Here is a 19877-nt window from a genome sequence, read left to right as displayed (position 1 = left end):
CTACGGCGTGGTCACGCTCGCCGAGCAGTTCGGCGGCCGCGACGTGACGCCGGAGACCTATGCCGCCATGGAGCGCGAGGTCGCAAGCCACGTCGCACCTTTCGCCGAGGAGCACGGCCGCGATCTCGCTGAGATGCATCTGCTCGGCACCTCGGGCACGGTGACGACGCTCGCCGGCATCCATCTCAACCTGCCGCGCTACGACCGCCGCCGCATCGACAGCATCTGGATGAACGATTCGGACATCACCGCGACCATCAACAAGCTGCTCGGCATGAGCTACGAGGAGCGCGCCAACAACAGCTGCATCAGCGTCGAGCGCGCCGACCTCGTGCTGGCCGGCTGCGCCATCCTCGATGCCATCAGGCACGCTTTTCCGCTGCCGCGCCTGCGCGTCGCCGACCGGGGCTTGCGCGAGGGCATGCTGGTCGAGATGATGCGCGAGGACGGCGCGCTCAGGAGCTGGTGAGATGGCGAAAGACACCACCGGCCGCTTGCACGTCCAGGTCAAGACCGGCGGCAAGCGCAAGCTGTCGTCGAAGCTGTGGCTGGAGCGACAGCTCAACGATCCCTATGTCGCCAAGGCCAAGGCGGCGGGCTATCGCTCGCGCGCAGCGTTCAAGCTGCTCGAGATCGACGACAAGTTCCGGTTGCTGAAATCAGGCATGGCTGTGGTCGACCTTGGTGCTGCGCCCGGCGGCTGGAGCCAGATCGCCGCCAAGCGCGTCGGCTCCACGGAAGGCAAGGGCAAGGTGGTCGCGATCGACCTCCTGGAAATGCCCGAGATTCCCGGCGTCGATTTCGCGCAGCTCGACTTCATGGACAATGACGCCCCCGGGAAGCTCACCGCGATGCTCGGCGGCGGCGCCGACGTCGTGATGTCCGACATGGCCGCCAACACCACCGGCCACCGCAAGACCGACCAGCTCCGGATCGTCGGCCTGGTCGAGACCGCGGCTGCGTTTGCCTGCGACGTGCTCAAGCCCGGCGGCACGTTCCTGGCCAAGACCTTCCAGAGCGGCGCCGACGCCGATCTGCTCGCCCAGCTCAAGCGCGATTTCGCAACCGTGCGTCACGTCAAGCCCGCCGCGAGCCGGCAGGATTCATCTGAACGCTACGTGCTGGCGACGGGATTTCGGGGTGGGTGACCACACCCACCGCTGTCGTCCCGGACAAGCGAAGCTCTCGGCAACGCGAAGCGTTGTCGAGTGCGGAGCGCCGATCCGGGACCCATAAACACAGAGAGTGGTTAGGCGAAGGCTCGTAGTTGCGAGCTTCGCGACTGGCGCCGCATGCCGCTAGTCATAATGCCCAAGCATCAGCTCCAGTGATGGAGCTGCGATCGTCGGTGCCGCGCGCGGCAGCAAGGTCACCGCCGTCAGAGCGTGGAGCATGACGAAGCCTGCCGCGATGATCGCCAGTAGCACGTTCTCGCTCAGCAGCGGGGCCTGAATGAAGCTCTCGCGCTGTTCTTCTTCTCTGATCGACATCGTCAGTGGCTCTCCAGGCTTGGCGTAATCATTGGCATCATCAGAAGCCGTACTTCACTGCCCCGCGCAGCCGCTGGCTTTCGACGCCGTTGAGGGAGCTCGTCAGCAGATATTCCAGATCGAGGCTGAGCGCGTTGCCGACGTCGGCGCGCAACGAGAGCCCGCCGGTCATGGTGTCGCGTGCGGTCGAAGTCCCGCTGAGCGCATAGCCGGAGGTCAGGCCGGCAAGATCGACGTAGTTCAGGCCCTGCACATAGCCGCCGTCGAAGGCGTGCCGCCATTCCGCGCGGACGGCCGGCGTCAGCACACCCCAGTTTTGCAGCATCGGATAGGCGAGGCGGCCGCCGAGAATGCTGGCGACGCTGGTCGCGTTCATCCTGTCGTAGCTCAGCGCCCAGGCGCTCGAGCCCGTCTCGCTGTAACCGTCGAGGCTCGCCCTCACGACGTCGAGCCGTCCATAGGACGAGAGCCTGAAGCCGTCCCATTTGGAGACGTGGCTCACGCCGACCGTGCCGAACACGTCGCGTCCCGAGCGCACGCCCGAGAGCATGACGTTGCCATCGCTGGACCAGCGCTTGCTGTCGAAGCGGAGCGTACCGTAACCGCCGGCGACGTCGAGATAAGTGTGCGGCAGGAAGCGCCAGCTCGCGTAGAGCGTCGCATCGAAGCTGCTCGCATCGATCCGCGAGCCGTCGGCCCCGACGTCGGTCCGCTCGAAGCCGAGGCCGACCGCCATGCCGGCCTTCAGGTCGTCGAGGATCCGCCGGTCGAAGCCGAGGGTCAGGCCGGAGGTCGTGAAGCGGTTGTCGAAACTGTTGTCGTTCTGCAACCGGCCAAATCCGACCGTTCCGGATGCCCAGACGTGGAAGGGCAGCACATTGGTCTTGTTGAGCGCATCGAGCGCCTGCGGAAGCGCTGCCGAAAGCTGGCTGACGGCGCGGCCGGCATCGTTCTGTGTGGCGAGACCGGTGCGGATCGGCAGATCGCTGGCATAGCCGAGCGCGGAGGCCGCGCTGGCCTGGCTGTCGAGCGGGTTCGCGGCGTGCGTATCGCCGGCGGCCTCGCCGCCTGCCGATGCGATGTTTCCGCGGCCTGTTCCGCCCTGGACCATTTGGCGACCGCCGCCGGTGCCGTTCGCGGCGCCATCATCCTCGTCGTGCAGGGCTTCGAAACGGCTGAAGATGTTGCCGATCTGGGTCTGCCCGAAGCGGACGGCGCTCGAGACTTGCGAGCTGACCAGGCCGCGCACGGTCGTATCGCTGGTGGGATCGGATCGCCCGACCTGCACGACGGTGACCGTCCCGGTACTCGAGGTCACCGACGCGTTGTTGGTGTCGCCATTGTACACCGCCGAGATCGTGTGCGCTCCCATCGCGAGAGGGGGGACCATCAGGATGGCGGTGGCGCCCGAGATCGTCGCATTGCCGAGCTGCGTCGCGCCGTCGTAGAAGGTCACGGTCCCGCTCGGCAAGGCGCTGCCGGACATCGTCGCGACCAGCGCGACCGAAGAGCCGTAGCCGATCGAAGAGGCCGACGCGTTGAGCGCGATCGAAGGCGTTGTCTTCGTCACCGTCACGGTCGCCGCGCTGGCCGACGTTGCGGCTTCGTGGTTGGAGTCACCGCCATAGCTCGCTGTGATCGCATGCGAGCCGACCGAGAGCGTGCTGATCGTCAGGCTCGCCGTCGTTCCCGAGACGGAGCCCGTGCCGATCGGTGCGCCGTTGTCATAGAAGGTGACGGTCCCGGTCGGCGAGAAGGCGTTGCTTAGCGTCGCGGTAAGGGTCAGCGGGTTGGTGTACGTCCCGGAGGACGGCGCCGAAACCGACAAACCGGGGGATGCTTTAGCGATGGTGATGTCGTACCCCACAGAGAAGAACGCGCCGCCAATGACCGCGTCGCTCGGAAATTGCGCGGAGCTGGTATGGAACTGGTAAGTCCCGGTGAAGGTCCCTGCGGCGGTGGGAGTGCCGTCGAGCCTGAAGGAGCACGTGAGCGAGCTCGACGTGTTCGTGAGTGTGAGGCCCGGGACGCTGAACGTGTTCAGCCCGTAGTTGCAAGCCAGTGTATCCGTATAAACGGCCGCGTTCTGCGAATAGGGAATGCCGACGGTGCCGCTGGCCAATATTCGATTGGCGTGCGCGCTTCCGTGCGCCGCGAAGCACAGCAAGGTCGCGAGCAGAATAGCGAACCAATCGAGCCCGATCTGACGCCGGCCGCGCCGCGCAATCACATCAAAGAAAAAAGACAGCATGCCCTATCCCCCAAACACCGGAGTGTCTGGTAGGCGACGGGAGCAAAATCGGCCATCAACGTGCGTTGATTGAGAAGTGATGGCCCGGACCGCGACCGCCCGAACGTGCGCGCAGCCTCAGAACCCGATCTTGAGATGGGCGCGCCCGCGCTCGCTGCGCGCGTTCTGGGCGATCAGTTCGTCAAGCTGGATGCCGAGACTGACGGACCGGTTCACCTGCAGCTCCAGGCCGAGACCGATCAGGGCATGGCCGCGCTTCTCCGCCGAGCCGAACATGCCGTAGATGGTCGTCGGATCAAAGCTGTAGGCGACCGCTTGCGTATAGGCGCCGCTGAAGCTGCGGCGATAGGCGAGCTCAAGGCTCGATCTGAGCGTGCCGGCCGAAGTGTCCGTCACATGGTTGAACCTGGTCCCGAGCACGCCGGCGAGATCGACGGCCGAGGTCTGGTTGAAGGCCAAGTTGTAGATGCCCGCGCCGGTCTCGACATAGCCGTCGAGCCGGATCCATTGCAGGTCGAGCCGCGCATAGGGCGCGATCTTCCAGCGGTCGAGCTTGATCTCACGGCTCACCGACAGCGAGCCGAACAGATCGTTGGCGCCGCGATGTCCGGAGCCGAAGGACTGCGCGGAGGCGTCGTAGCGATAATTGCCGAGACTGCCGACGGCATAGCCGAGGACGGCGTCGACGGACCAGTGCGGGGCGACTCGGTAGCTGGCATAGGCCTGTGTGGACCAGACATTGGCGTTGATGTGCGAGCCATCGCTGCCGATGGTGGCACGATCGATCCCGAATCCGACGGCGACACCGGCTTTCAGATTTCGGGCGAGGCGCGTGTCGACGCCGGCGGTCATGCCGGTCGAGGACACGTTGTACCTGGCATCGGCATAAGTCGTGTCCCGGCCGAACAGCAGCGCGCCCGCGGTCCAGTAGCGCAGCGATGGATCGGATCCGGGCGGCAATGGCACGGCCTGTCGATCCTTCGTCTTCTTCCGGGCCTGCGCCATGTCGGGTGCGGAGATCGTATTGTCGGCGAGATCCGCCGGCAGGCCGTATTGCCTCTGGGACGCCGGCATCTGCGCGAAGGACGCCCTGTTGCTGACCAGGGGCACGTCATCATTGTGCAGCTCGATCAGCCGGTCCTGCACATTGTCGATCTGCTGCTGTCCCATCACCTGCACGGTGTGCACCTGGAAGTCGACCATCGCTTTCACGGTCGGATCGGCGGTCGGGTCGGGCATGGCCGCGTAGCGATAGATGGCCGTGCCCGTGGCGGAGCCGAGCGGCGTGGTCACGGTGACATCGACCGCGCCCGCCGCATGCGGCGGCGTCACCACGGAGATCTGTGTCGCGCTCAGCACCGTAAATCCGAGCACGTTCACGCCGCCGAATTTGACTGACGTGGCGCCGGAGAGGTGCTGGCCGATGACGATGGTGGTTTGCTGTCCGGCGATCGGGCCCGATGCCGGATTGGTGCTGGTCACTACGGGGCCGGGGGCGGGGATGGGGCTGGGAGCGGCCGCACAGGTGACAGCGACGTCGATCCGCGACGGCAGGCCTTCGCTCAGGGAGCGCCAGCTGAAGGTCTGCGTGCCGGTCACTGCCACGGTGACCTGCAGCGTGCCCGACACCACGCCGGAGCCGTCGGCATAGTGGCCGCCGACACCGAGCTCGATGCCGTGGAAGAAGGTCGTGTCGACGACGAACGTGTAGTTCAGCTTGATGACGTCGCCGGCGGTCAGCGTCACCGGCGTGTCCGCCTGGAAGTCGGCGCCGCCCACGTTGAACGCGCCGGCATTGATGCCGGCACAGGTGGTCGCCGCGAGCGCCGGGCCGATGCCGGTTGCCTGAAGCAGAGCGAACAGCACGAGCGTGCGGAGGAGGGCGATGGGCGCCTGCTTGAAGCGGACAAGACGCGCGCACCTGTCGAGACCAACGAAAGCCATACCCCAATTCCCACTCGTCGAGATCCCCGGCCGCGATTGGCCGTGACGCGAGACCGCTTGTGATGCGACGTCGGACGTGTCTGGGATCGATTGACGGGGGCTGGTAGGCGAAAGGCGCGGAAACGACCATCAATGCGCGTTGATCCTGCCGCCGGTTGGAAACGAGACAACCGCCGACATTGGCTCTGGACGAGGGTGGATCAACTCTGCAATGGAAGAGCTCAGGGCGAATGAGCGCGAGGATTGGCCGGGATGCCGGCGGTAGAATTGGACCTTCAGGGACGCATCGGGACCAGCGGCGAATTTCGTGACCCGAAGACGGAGGCGGCGTTCTCCGAGAGTGTCTGGCGGTCGGCGCGCGCGATGGCTCTGCTGTGCGTCCTGGCCGACACCGCCGCGAGCCTCTCATTCCTGCCGCTCGACGTCATGACATTGGGCGGCTCGCGGCTCGTGTTTTTCCTGGAAGTGCGGCTCCTGATCGCGGTTGCGGCGGTCGTCGCCGTGCTGGCCCTGCTGCGGACGCACGGATATGTGCGCATTTTCGCGGTCACCTATGCGCACCAGTTTGCGTTCTTCACGCTCAACGCTCTGGTCTTCAACCATCCGAGCCTGACCCGTCACGGCGGATTGCTGCTGCCGCTGATCGCCATCGCGCTCAATCTGTGCCTGCCCGGGCGGTTTCGCTGGGTTGCGTTGATGAGCGCCTATGCGCCGATCGTCAGCCTGTTGTTCTGGGCCGTGCTCAGGCCGGATCCGGAGAGTCCGCTCGATCTCACGATCATCGGGCTGGTCGTGGCGGTCGGCTACGTCGTCGGTGCGGTCGCGCGCACGCAGTTCAACCGGCTGCGGCGCGAGGAATATCTGCGCATCGCGCGCGAGCGGCAGGTCAACCTCGATCTGCGCGAAGCCAAGGATGCGGCGGAGGCGGCCGCGAACGTCAAGGCCGACTTCCTTGCCGTCATGAGCCACGAGATCCGCACGCCGATGAACGGAATCCTCGGCATGGCGCAACTGGCGCTCGACGAGCCGCTGCCGCCCTCGCAGCGCAAGCGCCTGTCGATCATCAAATCGTCGGCGGAGGGGCTGCTCAACATCCTCGACGACATCCTGGATATCTCGAAGCTCGAACGCCAGGCCGAGATCTACGAGCGCGCGCCGTTCGACCTCCGGCAGAGCCTGCGCGAGATCGTCAATCTGATGACGCCGCGCGCGCACGAAAAGGGGCTCAGTCTTCAGCTGGAGCTGTCGCCCCTCGTGCCGCAATGGGTGCTCGGAGATCAGTCGCGCGTAAGACAGATCCTGTTCAACCTGATCGGCAACGCGGTGAAGTTCACGAGTCAGGGCAGCGTTACCGTCGAGGTCACGGCGGCCGGAGCGCAGGACCGGGCGCGGATCACGTTCTGCGTGTCCGATACCGGCATCGGCATCACGCCCGAGCAAAGGGCGCATCTGTTCCAGGCCTTCGGGCAGGCGGACGCGTCGATCCGGCGGCGCTTCGGCGGCACGGGACTTGGACTTGCCATCTGCAAGCGGCTGGTCGACGGCATGCACGGCGAGATCTACGTCGAGAGCGCGCCGGGAGAGGGCAGCCGCTTTCGCTTTTGCCTGCCGCTGCCGGCGATCGATGAACCGGCCGGCGGCGATGCGATCGATGCGGCAGCGCCGCAGGTCCGCCCCCTCAATCTGCTGCTCGTTGAGGATCTCCCCATCAACGCGATGGTCGCGCGCGGGATCCTGGAAAAGGCGGGGCACAGCATCGCGCTCGCCAGGTCCGGCGAGCAGGCGCTCGAACTGGTGCGGAGCGCCAGGTTCGATGCGGTCTTGATGGACATGCAGATGCCCGATGTGGACGGGCTGGAGGCGACGCGCCGCATCCGCGCCCTGCCGCCTCCGCACAGCGAAGTCCCGATCGTCGCGCTGACGGCCAACGTCATGTCGCAAGATGTCGCTGCGTGCCTTGCTGCGGGCATGGACGGGCACCTGGCGAAGCCGATCGACGTCGCGGCGCTGCACGCGGCGATCGAGGCGGCGCTGGAAGCCCGGCACTGGCCCGCATCCGGCCCGAGTGCGCCGCTGAAGGCCGGCGGCGATGTTCTCGTCGTCGGCGATGCGCGCAAGGCGACGCACGGTCCGCTTGAGGAGCTGGGTTTTCGTGTGTTTCCGGCGCAGTCGTTCGAGGCAGCCGGTACGATGGTCGCCGCGCGGGAATTCGCGGCGATCGTGGCTGTCGGCCCGCCGTCGGAGTTTGTCCGGTCACTGCGCCAGCGCGCGGCTGGAGAGGTCGGGGGCATGTTCATCGTCGGCGTTCCCGCCGATGGCGATGCCGCGGGACTCCTGGAGGAAGGCGCCGACCTCGCGCTTGCCGCGACGCTTGCGCCGGACGACATCGCCTGGAAGATCGGGGCCTTCCTCGCCTCGCAGCAGGCGTCCGGATCATTCGCGCTCGAAGAGGTTTTTGAGCGTGACCGCATCGACGAATTGCAGGGGCTGTTTGCCGCCAGCCTCAAGGAGCTGGACCGCGCTCTGGCGCGAGGCGACCTGGCACCGAGGGATCTTGCAGGCGTCGCGCACCGCATCAAGGGAAGCGCGGCAAACCTGCGAATGCCGGAACTCGCCGCGCGTGCGGATGATGCGCTGACGGCGGCAAGGGCCGCCGGAGCGAGTCGCGGCGGCCTCGACGAGGCGGTCGGGGCGCTGCGCCGGCAGATCGCCGTCGTCCTGAGGGAATTGGAAGCCGCCGGGCGAAGCAGGCTGGTGCCCGCCTCCGTCAACAGCGAGTTCGAGGGAGCGGATGTCGACGATCGTACTCGTGGTTGAGGACGCGCCGGAGATCCGGCTGATGCTGACCTCGTTCCTTCACGACGAAGGCATGGTCGTCCATGGCATGGCGACCGGCGGCGAGCTGCGTGCGGGGCTCGCTGCGCTCAGGCCCGACATTGTCCTGCTCGACATCAATCTGCCCGATGCCGACGGCATTGCGCTCGCGCGCGAATTGCGGCTCGGCGAGCAGTGCGGGCTGATCTTCGTCACCAGCCGGGATTCCGACGACGATGTTCTGTCGGGGCTGGAGGCGGGGGGCGACGACTATATCTCCAAGCCGATCAACCTGCGCACGCTGCTGGCCCGCATCCGCAGCGTCCTGCGCCGGACCAAGGAATCGGTCATCACCTTCGACGGCTGGATTCTCGACCCGGTCCGGCGTGAGTTGTTTCGTCCCGACGGCAGCATGGTCAAGCTGACGTCGGGCGAATTCAACATCCTCGCCGCGCTCGCCTCGCAGATGACGCGGCCGCTCAGCCGCGATTTCCTGCTCGACGTCATCTCCAATCGCGACCCTCGCGAGATCAGCGAGCACACGGTCGACAATCTGATCGTGCGGCTGCGACGGAAGATGCAATATGACGGAACGGCGGCGCCGATCGCAACGGTGCGCGGCGTCGGCTATGCGCTGAGGCCGCTGCAGCAATAACGCTGCTAGCCCAGCCGCTGGTCCCGCACGTCCTGGGTGTCTTCCGTCGCCACCTTTACGGCGGCCTTGGCTGCGCCTTTGCCGGCGCCCTTGCGGCTCGCGATCTCCACCGCCTTGCGGCCGGAGATCTCGTGGCCGGCATCCGCGGGCATCTGCCAGAAGAACCAGCTCGACGCCGCCGAGGTCAGCGCGACCACGACGAAGGCTGGCGCGAACACGGTGGCGTTGAGCTCGCTGACATGGCTGAGCCACATCGTCGTTTCCACCGAGGCGGCGCCGACGGCAACGCCGGCGGAGACCGCGAGCTGCTGGTTGACGCTGACCAGCGTGGTGGCGCGGCTCATCTGCGGGCCTTCCACGTCGGCATAGGCGACCGTGTTGATGGCGGTGAACTCGAGCGAGCGGAAGAAGCCCCCGACCACCAGGATCACCATGATGATCAGCAGCGGCGTCGTCACCGTGAACAGCGCGCAGACGCCGAGGAAGAACGCGCTGACGATCGCGTTCACCGTCATCAGGTTGCGGAAGCCGAAGGTGCGGATGATGCGCGCCGCCAGCGTCTTCATCCCCATGGCGCCGAGCGAGGAGGCGAAGGTGACGAGCCCGGAATGGAACGGCGACAGGCCGAAGCCGATCTGCATCAGGAGCGGCAGCAGGAACGGCAGCGCGCCGATGCCGAGGCGGAACAGGAAGCCGCCGAGAATCGCCGCGCGCAGCGTCGGCAGCTTGAGCAGCGAAAAGTCCAGCACCGGCGACCCCGTCCGCCGCGCGTGCAGGACATAGAGCGTCATCGAGATCGCGCCGCCGACGACCAGCGCGGCCACCGTGCTCCAGGGCAGCAGGTTGAGCCCGGCCACCGAGAGACCGAACGCGATGCCGGCAAGGCCGATGCCGGCGAGCACCATGCCGTAGAGATCGAACGGCTCCTGGGTCTCGCTCTTGATCGGATCGATGAACTTCAAGGCCATGAAGATGCCGAGCAGCCCGATCGGGATGTTGATCAGGAAGATCCAGTGCCACGATGCGTAGGTGGTGATGAAGCCGCCGAGCGGTGGTCCGATCACCGGGCCGATCAGGGCCGGGACCGTCACCCAGGCCATGGCATTGACCAGGGCGCTCTTGTCGACGGAGCGCAGCAGCACGAGGCGTCCGACCGGTGTCATCATCGCCCCGCCCATGCCCTGCAGGATCCGTGCGAACACGAAGTCGGTGACCGAGGTCGAGAGCGCGCAGCCGACTGAGCCGACCATGAACACGCCGACCGCGATCGCGAACACCATCCGCGCGCCGAAGCGGTCGGCGGTCCAGCCGCTCGCCGGGATGAACACCGCGAGCGACAGCAGGTAGGAGGTGATCGCAAGCTTCAGCGTCAGCGGGCTGGTGCCGATGTCGGCCGCAATCGCCGGCAGCGAGGTGGCGATCACAGTCGAATCCATGTTCTCCATGAAGAGAGCAGTGGCCACGATCAGCGGAATGATGCGTTGCTTGTCGACCATGACGGCTTGTTAATGAAAATCGGAAGAATGGGCGAGACCTGCGGCTTATCACTGCCACCCGGCCGGGACCATTGCGGATCGACGCATAGCACCTAAATCCTGTGCTCGCTCCTCGTCATTCCGGGCTCGCGGCTCCGTCGCGCCCAGGAACGACGGTGGGTGCCAGGCTATCCACGCCGAATTTACCCTAAAAAATGCCTGTGCATGGCTGGCCAGCGGCTCGAATTGCTTTGATTCGTCACGCGGGCGTGCTATCGACCCGCGTCAACCCCACCGATGGGCTCCGATTCTTAAGGCGATGCCGCAAGGTTCGCCGAGGGCGGCGCTCATCCATAGCTATTTGCGGCAGGGCCGCAGGAAGGAGTTGGCAGATGGCCACGGTGCAACTTCAAGGCATCCGCGAAGCCTTTACGTTCGACGACGTGCTGTTGAAGCCGGGCCTTTCGGACGTCATGCCGGGCGAGGTCGACATCCGCTCCCGCGTCACCCGCGCCATTCCGCTCAATATCCCGATCATGGCCTCGGCCATGGACACGGTCACCGAAGCCCGCATGGCGATCGCCATGGCGCAGGCCGGCGGCCTCGGCGTCATCCACCGCAATTTCGATCCCGAGGGGCAGGCCGCCCAGGTGCGGCAGGTCAAGCGCTACGAGTCGGGCATGGTGGTGAACCCGCTCACCATCAGCCCCGAGGCCAGCCTCGACGACGCGCTCAAGCTGATGAGCGACCACGGCATCTCCGGCATTCCCGTCGTCACCGGCGCCGGCAAGAACACACCGGGCAAGCTGGTCGGCATCCTCACCAACCGCGACGTGCGCTTTGCCACCGACCGCCGCCAAAAAGTCTCCGAGCTGATGACGCATGAGGGCCTCGTCACGGTGCGCGAGAATGTCAGCCAGGACGAGGCGCGGCGGATGCTGCATCAGCATCGCATCGAGAAACTGCTGGTGGTTGACGAGCAGTATCGCTGCGTCGGCCTCATCACCGTGAAGGACATGGAGAAGGCGGTCGCCCATCCGCTCGCCTGCAAGGACGCGCAGGGGCGCCTGCGCGTCGCTGCCGCCACCACGGTCGGCGACACCGGCTTCGAGCGCACCGAGCGGCTGATCGATGCCGGCGTCGATCTCGTCGTCGTCGACACCGCGCACGGCCATTCCCGCCACGTGCTGCATGCGGTGAACCGCATCAAGCGTCTGTCCAACTCCGTGCAGGTCGTCGCCGGCAATGTCGCGACATCGGAGGGCGCGCAGGCGCTGATCGATTCCGGCGCGGATTGCATCAAGGTCGGCATCGGCCCGGGCTCGATCTGCACCACGCGCATCGTCGCCGGTGTCGGCGTGCCCCAGCTCACCGCGATCATGGATGCGGTCGAGGCGGCCAAGAAGTCCGACATTCCCGTCATCGCCGACGGCGGCATCAAGTTCTCCGGCGACCTTGCCAAGGCGCTTGCCGCCGGCGCCGACATTGCCATGGTCGGCTCGCTGCTCGCCGGTACCGACGAGACCCCGGGCGAAGTGTTCCTGTGGCAGGGCCGGTCCTACAAGGCCTATCGCGGCATGGGCTCGGTCGGCGCGATGGCGCGCGGCTCTGCCGACCGTTATTTCCAGCAGGACATCAAGGACTCGCTCAAGCTCGTGCCTGAAGGCATCGAGGGCCAGGTGCCCTACAAGGGCCCGGTCGGCAACGTCATGCACCAGCTCGCCGGCGGCTTGCGCGCCGCCATGGGCTATGTCGGCGCCAAGGACATGAAGGAGCTGCACGACAAGGCCCAGTTCGTCCGCATCACCGGCGCGGGCTTGCGCGAAAGCCACGTCCACGACGTGACGATCACGCGCGAAGCCCCGAACTATCCGGGCGGGGGTTAGTCGGTCCGCTCGCGCTGCGCGTTAGGTTTAATGCGCTCGCCTCAATGACGGTGTCATGCCCCGCGAACGCGGGGCATGACAGTACGCTGCGGCTTCTCGGCTTGATCACTACTGTCTCTGGAATACTGGATCGCCCGCCTTCGCGGGCGATGACACCGAGTGTGTGGAGGTGGGTGCCACAACCTCGTCATTGCGAGCGCAGCGAAGCAATCCAGTCCTTTTGTGTTGACGCGGCTGGATTGCTTCGCTTCGCTCGCAATGACAGAAAAGTGGAGGAAGCCATGTCCCAAGCCAAGCGCATCGTTCTCGCCGCGCGTCCCGTTGGCGAGCCCAAGCCATCCGATTTCCGTATTGAGGAATTCGCTGTCCCGACGCCCGGCGCAGGCGAAGTCCTGCTGCGCACGATCTGGCTGTCGCTCGATCCCTATATGCGCGGCCGCATGAGCGAAGGACCGTCCTATGCCGCACCGGTGCCGATCGGCGGCGTGATGGAGGGCGAGGCGGTCAGCGAAGTCGCGGCCTCCAACAATCCTGACTTTGCTAAAGGCGACATCGTGCGCATCCGCTCCGGCTGGCAGACGCATGCGATCTCGAACGGCAAGGGGCTGAGCAAGGTCGATCCGAAGCTCGGGCCGATCTCGACCTCCATCGGTGTGCTCGGCATGCCCGGCATGACGGCGTATACGGGTCTGCTCGACATCGGCAAGCCGCAACCGGGCGAGACCGTCGTCGTCGCCGGCGCCTCCGGCGCGGTCGGCTCGGCGGTGGGGCAGATCGCCAAGATCAAGGGCGCCCGCGCGGTCGGCATTGCCGGCGGCAAGGACAAGTGCGACTACGTGGTGAAGGAGCTCGGCTTCGACGCCTGCGTCGATCACCGCGATCCTGATCTTGCCGCCAGGCTCAAGGATGCATGCCCGAAGGGGATCGACGTCTATTTCGAGAATGTCGGCGGCGCCGTGTTCGAGGCGGTGTTCCCGCTGCTCAACCCGTTCGCGCGGGTGCCGGTCTGCGGCCTGATCGCCCATTACAACGACACCGAGGCCAAGCCGCCGAAATGGGCCGCCAGCATGATGCGCGCGACCCTGACCAAGCGGCTGACCTTTCGCGGCTTCATCGTCTCGGACTTCGCCGCCCGCCACGGCGACTTCCTGCGCGACATGTCCGGCTGGGTCCGCGACGGCAAGGTCAAGTACAAGGAGTTCGTCACCGAGGGCCTGGAGAGCGCCCCCGGCGCCTTCATGGGCCTGCTGAAGGGCGCCAATTTCGGCAAGCAGCTGGTACGGGTCGGGCCGGATAAGACCTAAGCATGATCCGGAAAAGTGCGAAGCGGTTTTCCGGAAAGATCATGCGCAAACAATAACTTAAAGCGCGATGATGATTACATCCAAGTCTCATCGCGCTTTAAGCGACACGGACGCGGACTCCCGTTGCTCCACAGCCACATGCCGGCTGGGGATAGTTAAGAAAGAGTCACCAAATGGTCACACCTGCCCGCAAAAGCCGCAGGTGTGACGGCCTGTTCATTGACGCGCCGGCGAAGGCATTGAATCATCGCGCATATTTCAGGTGCTGCGATGTTAGAGATTGTTCTTTTCTGCGTAATCCTCGTTGCCGCCGGCTATTGGGCGACGATGTTCGTCATGGGCCGCCGCGACGATGTCATCCATGGCAAGTTCGTTCATGCCGAGGAGGAGGGCGATTTGGCGCCAGCCGCGATGCCGGCACCGCCGCCGTTCCCGAAACGGCCGGTCAAGGCTGTTCAGCCCAGCAGCGTCCAGCCCGCGACCGCCGAGGCCAAGCCGGTGAACAGCGCCGCGCTGGAATCGCTGCTGGCCGCGATTCAGCAGGATCTGAAGAGCGTCGCGTAAGCACGCTCAGACGCTGCCGCGCTCCACGAGGAACAGATCGATCGCGAGCCGCTGCTCGGCGAGTGGCGTGCCGGACAGGCGCGCCAAAAGCAATTCGCCCGCGATACGTCCCATCGCCGCCGCATCGAACGAAATGGTGGTGAGGCCGGGCGTGATCTGATCGGCAACGTCGTTGTCACCGAAGCCGAGCACGGCGAGTTCGCGCGGCACGGAAATCCCGCGGGCGCGGGCCTCGATCAGCGCGCCGGTCGCGAGCAAGTCGTTGGCGCAGAACACGGCATCGGCCTTGCCGCCGCGCTCGAGCAGGGCGGTGAAGGCGGCACGGCCGTCGACCAGGCCCGTGATTTCTCCCACACCGATCTCGTGGACGATCTCGAGCCCAAGTTTGGCTGCAGCGGTCCGAAAACCGTCGCGGCGCAATGCGCCACGGCCGCTGCTGCGGCCGATGAAGGCGACGCGGCGATGTCCGGCCTCCGCCAGCCTGCGCGCCGCGATGGCGCCGGCATCCGCGTTGGGCAGACCGACCAGCATGTCGATGGGATCGCGCGGAAACGCCCAGGTCTCGATCACGGGAATGCCGAGCTCGGCCAGCGCTGTGCGGTTCTCCTCGAGCTCGATGACGCCGGTGAACATCACTCCTGCGGGACGGATGCCGCGCAGCGACTGGATCATCGCGACCTCCTTGGCATAGGAGTAGGAGGTCTGGCCGACCAGAACCTCGAAACCTTGCGGCTCCAGCGTCGCAGCAAAGCTGCGCACCGCAAGGCCAAACTGCTGGCTGAGGATGTTGGAGACGAAGGCGACGACCACGTTCGAGCGGCCCGAGCGCAGCGCGCGGGCATGCGGGTTGGAGGCGTAGCCGGTTGCTTCGATCACCTCGAGGATGCGCTCGCGGGTCTGTCGATTGACCTTCTCGGGGTGGCGCAGCACCCGCGATACCGTGATCGGCGCGACGCCCGCGCGCTCGGCGACTTCCTCGATGCGCGGCGGCCGCCCGGTCGCATTGCTGCGGCCGGGCGGCGCCGGAATGCGCACGACGTCGTCGTAACCTGGCTTGGCCGGATCGGTCATCGAATCCTGAGGTTGGTCGCAGTCGGTATCGTCGCCAAAGTTCAGCGCGCGGGCAACTCCTCGCGTGACAGCGCGCGGCCGACCTGGACCAGGCAGTCGCCGCTCTGGCTGTCGGTGTGCAGGCGCTGCGAGATCACGATGCCGTCGGCGGGGAAGCGCAACACCTCTTCGGCAAGCTCGGGACGCTCGAAGTCGTGATACCAGCCGGCAATGTCGCCCGCCTTGACACGCGCACCGACGGTGACAGCGGGCTCGAACCAGCCGCGCCGCGTCGCGAACACCGCCTGGGCATGGCTCTGAAGGGCCAGCAGCTCTGTGACGCGCTCGACCGGCGCATGCGGCCCCAGCACGGGCGCTTGGACGAGGCCAAGCGCGAGCAGCAGCCGGTCGACCGCGCGCGCGGTGAATGCCATGGTCTGCGGCGTGACGGTGCCGCCGCCGCCGAATTCACCAGACAAGCCGATCGCGCCGGCGCGCGCGGCCGCGGCCATCGAGGTCGGCGCCGTCGCGCCGTTCTCGGCGACGAAGGCGAAGGGCATGCCGAGCCCCTCCATCAATCGCAGCGCGTGGCCGAACATTTCCGGCGGGCCCTGCCGCTCGATCAGTGCGCACGGCACATGCGCCATCGAGGTGCCGCCGGAGTGGATGTCGAAGACGACATCGTGGCGCGGAAACAGCTCGTGCTCGAGGAAATGCGCCAGACGGAATGTCGGGGTGCCCGCGGCATCGCCGGGGAAGGCGCGGTTGAGATTGCCTTCGTCGAGCGGCGAGCGCCGCCGCGCCGCCATCACGGCGGGCAGATTGGCGAAGGGCAGGACGGTGATCTCGCCCTTGATGTCCTTCGCATCTAACCGGCGATACAGCCGCGTCAGCGTGATCTCGCCCTCATATTCGTCGCCGTGATTGCCGGCCATCAACAGTAGCTTCGGCCCGGCGCCGTTCTTGATCCGGAAGATCGGGATCTTGACTTGGAAGTAGGGGGAGCGGTCGATCGAGAAGGGAATGCCGAGATGGCCGGACCATTTCTGGTCCTTCTCGAAGTCGATCTCGTGAAAAAGTCCGGTATGCATGGGAGCCTCATGGCCGCGTCGTCGCCGACGCTGGCCGAAGGTTGGGAGAAGTGGTCTTTACAGCAGAGCGACTGCGGTCATCTCGACGCGCAGATCGGGGTCGGCGAGGCGGGCTTCGACGCAGGCGCGGGCCGGCGGATTGGCGGGATCGATCCAGGCGTCGTAGACCGAGTTCATGGTGTCGAAGTCGATGATGTGCGGCAGGAAGACGTTGACCGCGATCAGCTTGGAACGGTCGGTGCCGGCTTCCTTCAAGAGCGCGTCGATCTTGGCGAGCACCTGCTGGGTCTGCGACACGATGCCGGCCTTGCGGTCATCGGCGACCTGGCCTGCGATGTGCACCATGCCGCCGGCGGCGACGGCCTGGCTCATGCGCGAGCCGACAACGTAGCGTTTGATCATCTCAATTCTCCTCGTGAAGGTCGGCTCCCGCTGATGCGGGAGCCATGTGCGAGCTTACAGCGTCGGCAGCGACTGCTCTTCCTTGAACCATTTCAGCTGCAGGGCACCGAGCTTGCCGTTGAGCTTGTTGAAGAAGATGTCGGTGTTGATCCAGTTGAGCAGGTTCTGCTCGCCCTGGCGCACGCCGACATGGGCCGGCGACTGCCGGATCAGGAATTTCAGCTCGACCTCCTTGGTCGGGTTCTGGTCCTGGACCTTCAGCGCGATGGCGCTGTTCTCGGCGAAGGTGTCGGCCTGTCCGGCGAGATAGGCTGCGATCGCAGCCGGCGTGTCCTCGAAGCGCACAAGCTTCACCTTCGGCGCGTTGTCGGTGAGCCAGACGTCGAGCGTCGAGCCCTTGGCCACAGCGACGCTGCGGCCGTCGAGATTGTCGGGCTTCTTGCTGGTGGCTGCGGGAAGCGACTTGGCACCGTAGACGCCGAGATTCACCACCGCATAGGGCTGCGAGAACATGACCTGCTGGGCCCGCTCGGGCGTGGCGCCGAGACCGGCGATCAGCATGTCGATCTTGTCCGAGAGCAGGCTAGGAATGCGCGCCGCGCCCGTCACTGGCACGATCTCGAGCTTCACGCCCATGTCGGCGGCGATCAGCTTGGCGAGATCGGCGTCAAGGCCGGCGATCTCGCCCTTGTCGTCCTTGAAGCCCCAGGGTGCTGCATCGGTGAGGATGCCGACGCGAATCTTGCCGGCGCCGAGCACGTCCTGGAGCTTGTCTGCCCTGGCGACGTTCGGTCCGGCAAGGACGGCGAGGGCGGCCGCCGCAATGGTGAAGAGGGACTTTAGATGTCTCATGACTCTCTCCTTGAGGGGGAAGGTTCTCACTCGGAAGGTTTCACTTGGAAGGTTTTATTTGGCAGATGCGATGAAGCTTGCGAGCTCGGGGGTTTCAGGGTTGGCGAACAGCTTTGCGGGCGGTCCCTGTTCCCAGACGCGGCCCTGATGCATGAAGACGATGCGGTTGGCGACGTTGCGGGCAAAGCCCATCTCGTGGGTGACCAGGATCATGGTCATGCCCTGCTTCGCCATCGCCTCCATCACCTTCAGGACTTCGCCGACGAGCTCGGGATCGAGCGCCGAGGTCACCTCGTCGAACAGCATGAGGTGAGGGGACATGGCGAGGCAGCGCGCAATCGCCACGCGCTGCTGCTGGCCGCCGGAGAGCTGCTCGGGCCAGGCGTCGATCTTGTCGGCAAGGCCGACGCGGGTCAGCACATCCTCGGCCAGCGCGCGGGCCTTCGCCTTGTCGATGCGGCCGGTGAGGAGCGGGGCCAGCGTGATGTTGCGCTCGACCTTCAGATGCGGAAACAGATTGAAGGCCTGGAACACGATGCCGACGCGCTGACGGAATTTCTTGAGGTCCGGCATCCCAGCGTGGACCTTCTGGCCCTCGACGCGAATATCGCCGGAATCGACGCTCTCGAGCGCGTTGATGCAGCGGAGCAGCGTCGACTTGCCCGAGCCCGAGCGGCCGATGATGGTGACGATCTCGCCTTCCTCGACATCGAGCGAGACGCCCTTGAGCACCTCGACCTTGCCGAATGTCTTGTGCACGTCGCGGATTTCAACGAGAGCCATCGAGGCGGGCCTCCAGGGAACGGGACCAGAGCGTGAGCGGCAGGCACAGCGCGAAATAGATCGCAGCGACCAGCGCGTAGGTGAGCAGCGGCTGGAACGTCGCCGCGCTCACGACTTGGCCGGCGCGGGCAAGCTCGACGAAGCCGAGGATCGAGGCGAGCGAGGTGCCCTTGATGAGCTGCACCAGGAAGCCGACGGTCGGCGGCAGCGACAGCCGCAGCGCCTGCGGCGCGATGATGTGGCGGAATTGCTGCCAGGCAGAGAGGCCGAGGCAGGCGCCGGCCTCCCACTGCGCCTGTTTCACGGCCTCGAGGCCGCCGCGCCAGATCTCGCCGAGGAAGGCCGCGGTGTAGAGCGTATAGGCGACGGTCACGGCGACAAGCGCCGGGACCTGGATGCCGAGGAAAACCGGCATGCCGAAATAGAAGAAGAACAACAGCCCGAGCAGCGGCACGCTCTGGATCACCTGGATGCACGCCGCCATCGCCCAGCGCAGGCCAGCGAAGCGGCTGATACGGCCCAGGGCGAGCCCGAGCGCCAGCGGCGCGCCGAAGGCGAGCGCGAGCACGACGAGGGCGATGGTCCAGCGCAACGCCGCGAACAGCGAGACGAAATCGATGAGGGAGAAAGATCGCATCGCTCGTCCCTCAGCGCCGCCGCGGCCAGCGGAAGGCGGCGAGACCGACGACAGCGAACAGCGCCTTGAACGACATCGCCATCGCGAAATAGACCGCGCAGATCACCGCATAGACCTCGAAGCTGCGATAGGTGCGGCTTTCGATGAAGCCGGCGACGTGAAACAGCTCGTCGGCGGCAACCTGCGAGGCGAGCGAGGTGCCGAGCAGCAGCAGCACGAACTGGCTGGTCACGGCCGGATAGGCGTTGCGCAGCGCCGGTGGCAGGATGATGTGACGAAACACCTGCCAGCCAGATAGCCCGAGGCACTGTCCGGCCTCGACCTGGCTGCGCGGAATGGAATCGAGGCCGGCGCGGATGATCTCGACCGAATAGGCGCCGAAATAGAGCGACAGCGCCACGGCGGCGGCCTCGAAGGCCGGCAGCTTCAGGCCGAAACTCGGCAGCACGAAGAACACGATGAAGATCTGGATCAGCGACGGCGTGTTGCGGAACAGCTCGATGTAGAAACGCACTAGAAAGCGCAGCGGCACGATGCGCCCCTTCAGCACGACCGCGCCGGCGATGCCGATCAGGAGCCCGGCCAGCGCCGAGATCACCGTCAGCTCCAGCGTGACGATGGCCCCGTCGATGAGCTGGTTCTGGTAGCGCCACAGCGGCAGGAAATTCATCGCGCCCGC

18 protein-coding genes are annotated in these 19877 nt (G+C 66.0%); 7 read left to right on the top strand and 11 right to left on the bottom strand.

The annotated features are described in order from the left end of the window. Both A5906_RS25525 and A5906_RS25520 read left to right on the top strand, forming a co-directional pair. On the top strand, positions 1 to 469 hold a 469-nt coding region (locus tag A5906_RS25525; protein WP_430642415.1), incomplete at its 5' end, for a Ppx/GppA phosphatase family protein. 1 nt (position 470) lies between these two features. Further along, positions 471 to 1148: an RlmE family RNA methyltransferase gene (locus tag A5906_RS25520; protein WP_080138008.1), complete on the top strand. Its 678-nt coding sequence runs from the start codon at positions 471 to 473 to the stop codon at positions 1146 to 1148. A gap of 150 nt (positions 1149 to 1298) precedes the next feature. Here A5906_RS25520 and A5906_RS25515 read toward each other — a convergent pair whose 3' ends face one another. The 3 genes from A5906_RS25515 to A5906_RS25505 all read right to left on the bottom strand — a co-directional run bounded on the left by A5906_RS25515 (position 1299) and on the right by A5906_RS25505 (position 5685). Then, on the bottom strand, positions 1299 to 1490 hold the full coding sequence (locus A5906_RS25515; protein WP_080138007.1) for a hypothetical protein: 192 nt from the start codon (positions 1488 to 1490) through the stop codon (positions 1299 to 1301). Positions 1491 to 1530: 40 nt separating this feature from the next. Continuing rightward, entirely contained in the window at positions 1531 to 3741 is a 2211-nt protein-coding gene (locus A5906_RS25510; RefSeq protein WP_080138006.1) for an autotransporter domain-containing protein, read from the bottom strand. Between the two features lie 117 nt (positions 3742 to 3858). Then, positions 3859 to 5685 carry an autotransporter family protein gene (locus A5906_RS25505; RefSeq protein WP_080138005.1) on the bottom strand — a complete coding sequence of 609 codons (1827 nt, stop codon included), beginning with the start codon at positions 5683 to 5685 and terminating at the stop codon, positions 3859 to 3861. Positions 5686 to 5937: 252 nt separating this feature from the next. Between A5906_RS25505 and A5906_RS25500 the strand changes: the two genes are divergently transcribed. Both A5906_RS25500 and A5906_RS25495 read left to right on the top strand, forming a co-directional pair. Further along, the gene (locus A5906_RS25500) at positions 5938 to 8502 is read left to right on the top strand and encodes a sensor histidine kinase (RefSeq protein ID WP_080138004.1); all 2565 of its coding nucleotides are present in this window, start codon (positions 5938 to 5940) and stop codon (positions 8500 to 8502) included. Beyond that, positions 8477 to 9154, top strand: a complete 678-nt coding sequence (locus A5906_RS25495) for a response regulator transcription factor (protein ID WP_080138003.1) — start codon at positions 8477 to 8479, stop codon at positions 9152 to 9154. The genes A5906_RS25500 and A5906_RS25495 overlap by 26 nt, the downstream gene beginning before the upstream one ends. Before the next feature lie 5 nt (positions 9155 to 9159). Here the strand turns inward: A5906_RS25495 and A5906_RS25490 are convergent, their stop codons facing one another. After that, the gene (locus A5906_RS25490) at positions 9160 to 10650 is read right to left on the bottom strand and encodes an MFS transporter (protein WP_080138002.1); all 1491 of its coding nucleotides are present in this window, start codon (positions 10648 to 10650) and stop codon (positions 9160 to 9162) included. Between the two features lie 371 nt (positions 10651 to 11021). On the opposite strand from A5906_RS25490, the gene guaB reads away from it, so the two are divergent. The 3 genes from guaB to A5906_RS25475 all read left to right on the top strand — a co-directional run bounded on the left by guaB (position 11022) and on the right by A5906_RS25475 (position 14383). After that, complete coding sequence (guaB, locus tag A5906_RS25485; protein WP_080138001.1) at positions 11022 to 12515, top strand: IMP dehydrogenase; 1494 nt, start codon at positions 11022 to 11024, stop codon at positions 12513 to 12515. Positions 12516 to 12796: 281 nt separating this feature from the next. Beyond that, positions 12797 to 13819 (top strand): NADP-dependent oxidoreductase, encoded by a 1023-nt coding sequence (locus tag A5906_RS25480; protein WP_080138267.1) that lies wholly within the window; start codon positions 12797 to 12799, stop codon positions 13817 to 13819. 270 nt (positions 13820 to 14089) lie between these two features. Continuing rightward, positions 14090 to 14383 (top strand): hypothetical protein, encoded by a 294-nt coding sequence (locus A5906_RS25475; protein ID WP_080138000.1) that lies wholly within the window; start codon positions 14090 to 14092, stop codon positions 14381 to 14383. A gap of 6 nt (positions 14384 to 14389) precedes the next feature. Here A5906_RS25475 and A5906_RS25470 read toward each other — a convergent pair whose 3' ends face one another. From A5906_RS25470 to A5906_RS25440, 7 genes are read right to left on the bottom strand one after another with little or no spacing between them, the layout of a single operon-like run. Then, complete coding sequence (locus tag A5906_RS25470) at positions 14390 to 15454, bottom strand: LacI family DNA-binding transcriptional regulator (protein WP_080137999.1); 1065 nt, start codon at positions 15452 to 15454, stop codon at positions 14390 to 14392. Between the two features lie 41 nt (positions 15455 to 15495). After that, positions 15496 to 16524 (bottom strand): succinylglutamate desuccinylase/aspartoacylase family protein, encoded by a 1029-nt coding sequence (locus tag A5906_RS25465; protein WP_080137998.1) that lies wholly within the window; start codon positions 16522 to 16524, stop codon positions 15496 to 15498. Between the two features lie 57 nt (positions 16525 to 16581). Next, on the bottom strand, positions 16582 to 16926 hold the full coding sequence (locus tag A5906_RS25460) for a RidA family protein (protein ID WP_080137997.1): 345 nt from the start codon (positions 16924 to 16926) through the stop codon (positions 16582 to 16584). Positions 16927 to 16980: 54 nt separating this feature from the next. Then, on the bottom strand, positions 16981 to 17778 hold the full coding sequence (locus A5906_RS25455) for a transporter substrate-binding domain-containing protein (RefSeq protein ID WP_080137996.1): 798 nt from the start codon (positions 17776 to 17778) through the stop codon (positions 16981 to 16983). 54 nt (positions 17779 to 17832) lie between these two features. Next, positions 17833 to 18561 (bottom strand): amino acid ABC transporter ATP-binding protein, encoded by a 729-nt coding sequence (locus tag A5906_RS25450; protein ID WP_080137995.1) that lies wholly within the window; start codon positions 18559 to 18561, stop codon positions 17833 to 17835. Beyond that, positions 18548 to 19198 carry an amino acid ABC transporter permease gene (locus tag A5906_RS25445; protein ID WP_080137994.1) on the bottom strand — a complete coding sequence of 217 codons (651 nt, stop codon included), beginning with the start codon at positions 19196 to 19198 and terminating at the stop codon, positions 18548 to 18550. The genes A5906_RS25450 and A5906_RS25445 overlap by 14 nt, the downstream gene beginning before the upstream one ends. Positions 19199 to 19208: 10 nt before the next feature. Beyond that, the gene (locus tag A5906_RS25440; RefSeq protein WP_080137993.1) at positions 19209 to 19868 is read right to left on the bottom strand and encodes an amino acid ABC transporter permease; all 660 of its coding nucleotides are present in this window, start codon (positions 19866 to 19868) and stop codon (positions 19209 to 19211) included. Positions 19869 to 19877: the final 9 nt, after the last annotated feature.

It is taken from the genome of Bradyrhizobium sacchari, assembly GCF_002068095.1.
In the GTDB taxonomy this organism is placed as follows: domain Bacteria; phylum Pseudomonadota; class Alphaproteobacteria; order Rhizobiales; family Xanthobacteraceae; genus Bradyrhizobium; species Bradyrhizobium sacchari.
The sequence above is the reverse complement of the archived record's forward strand: the minus strand, read 5'-3'. Positions and strand labels throughout refer to the sequence as shown.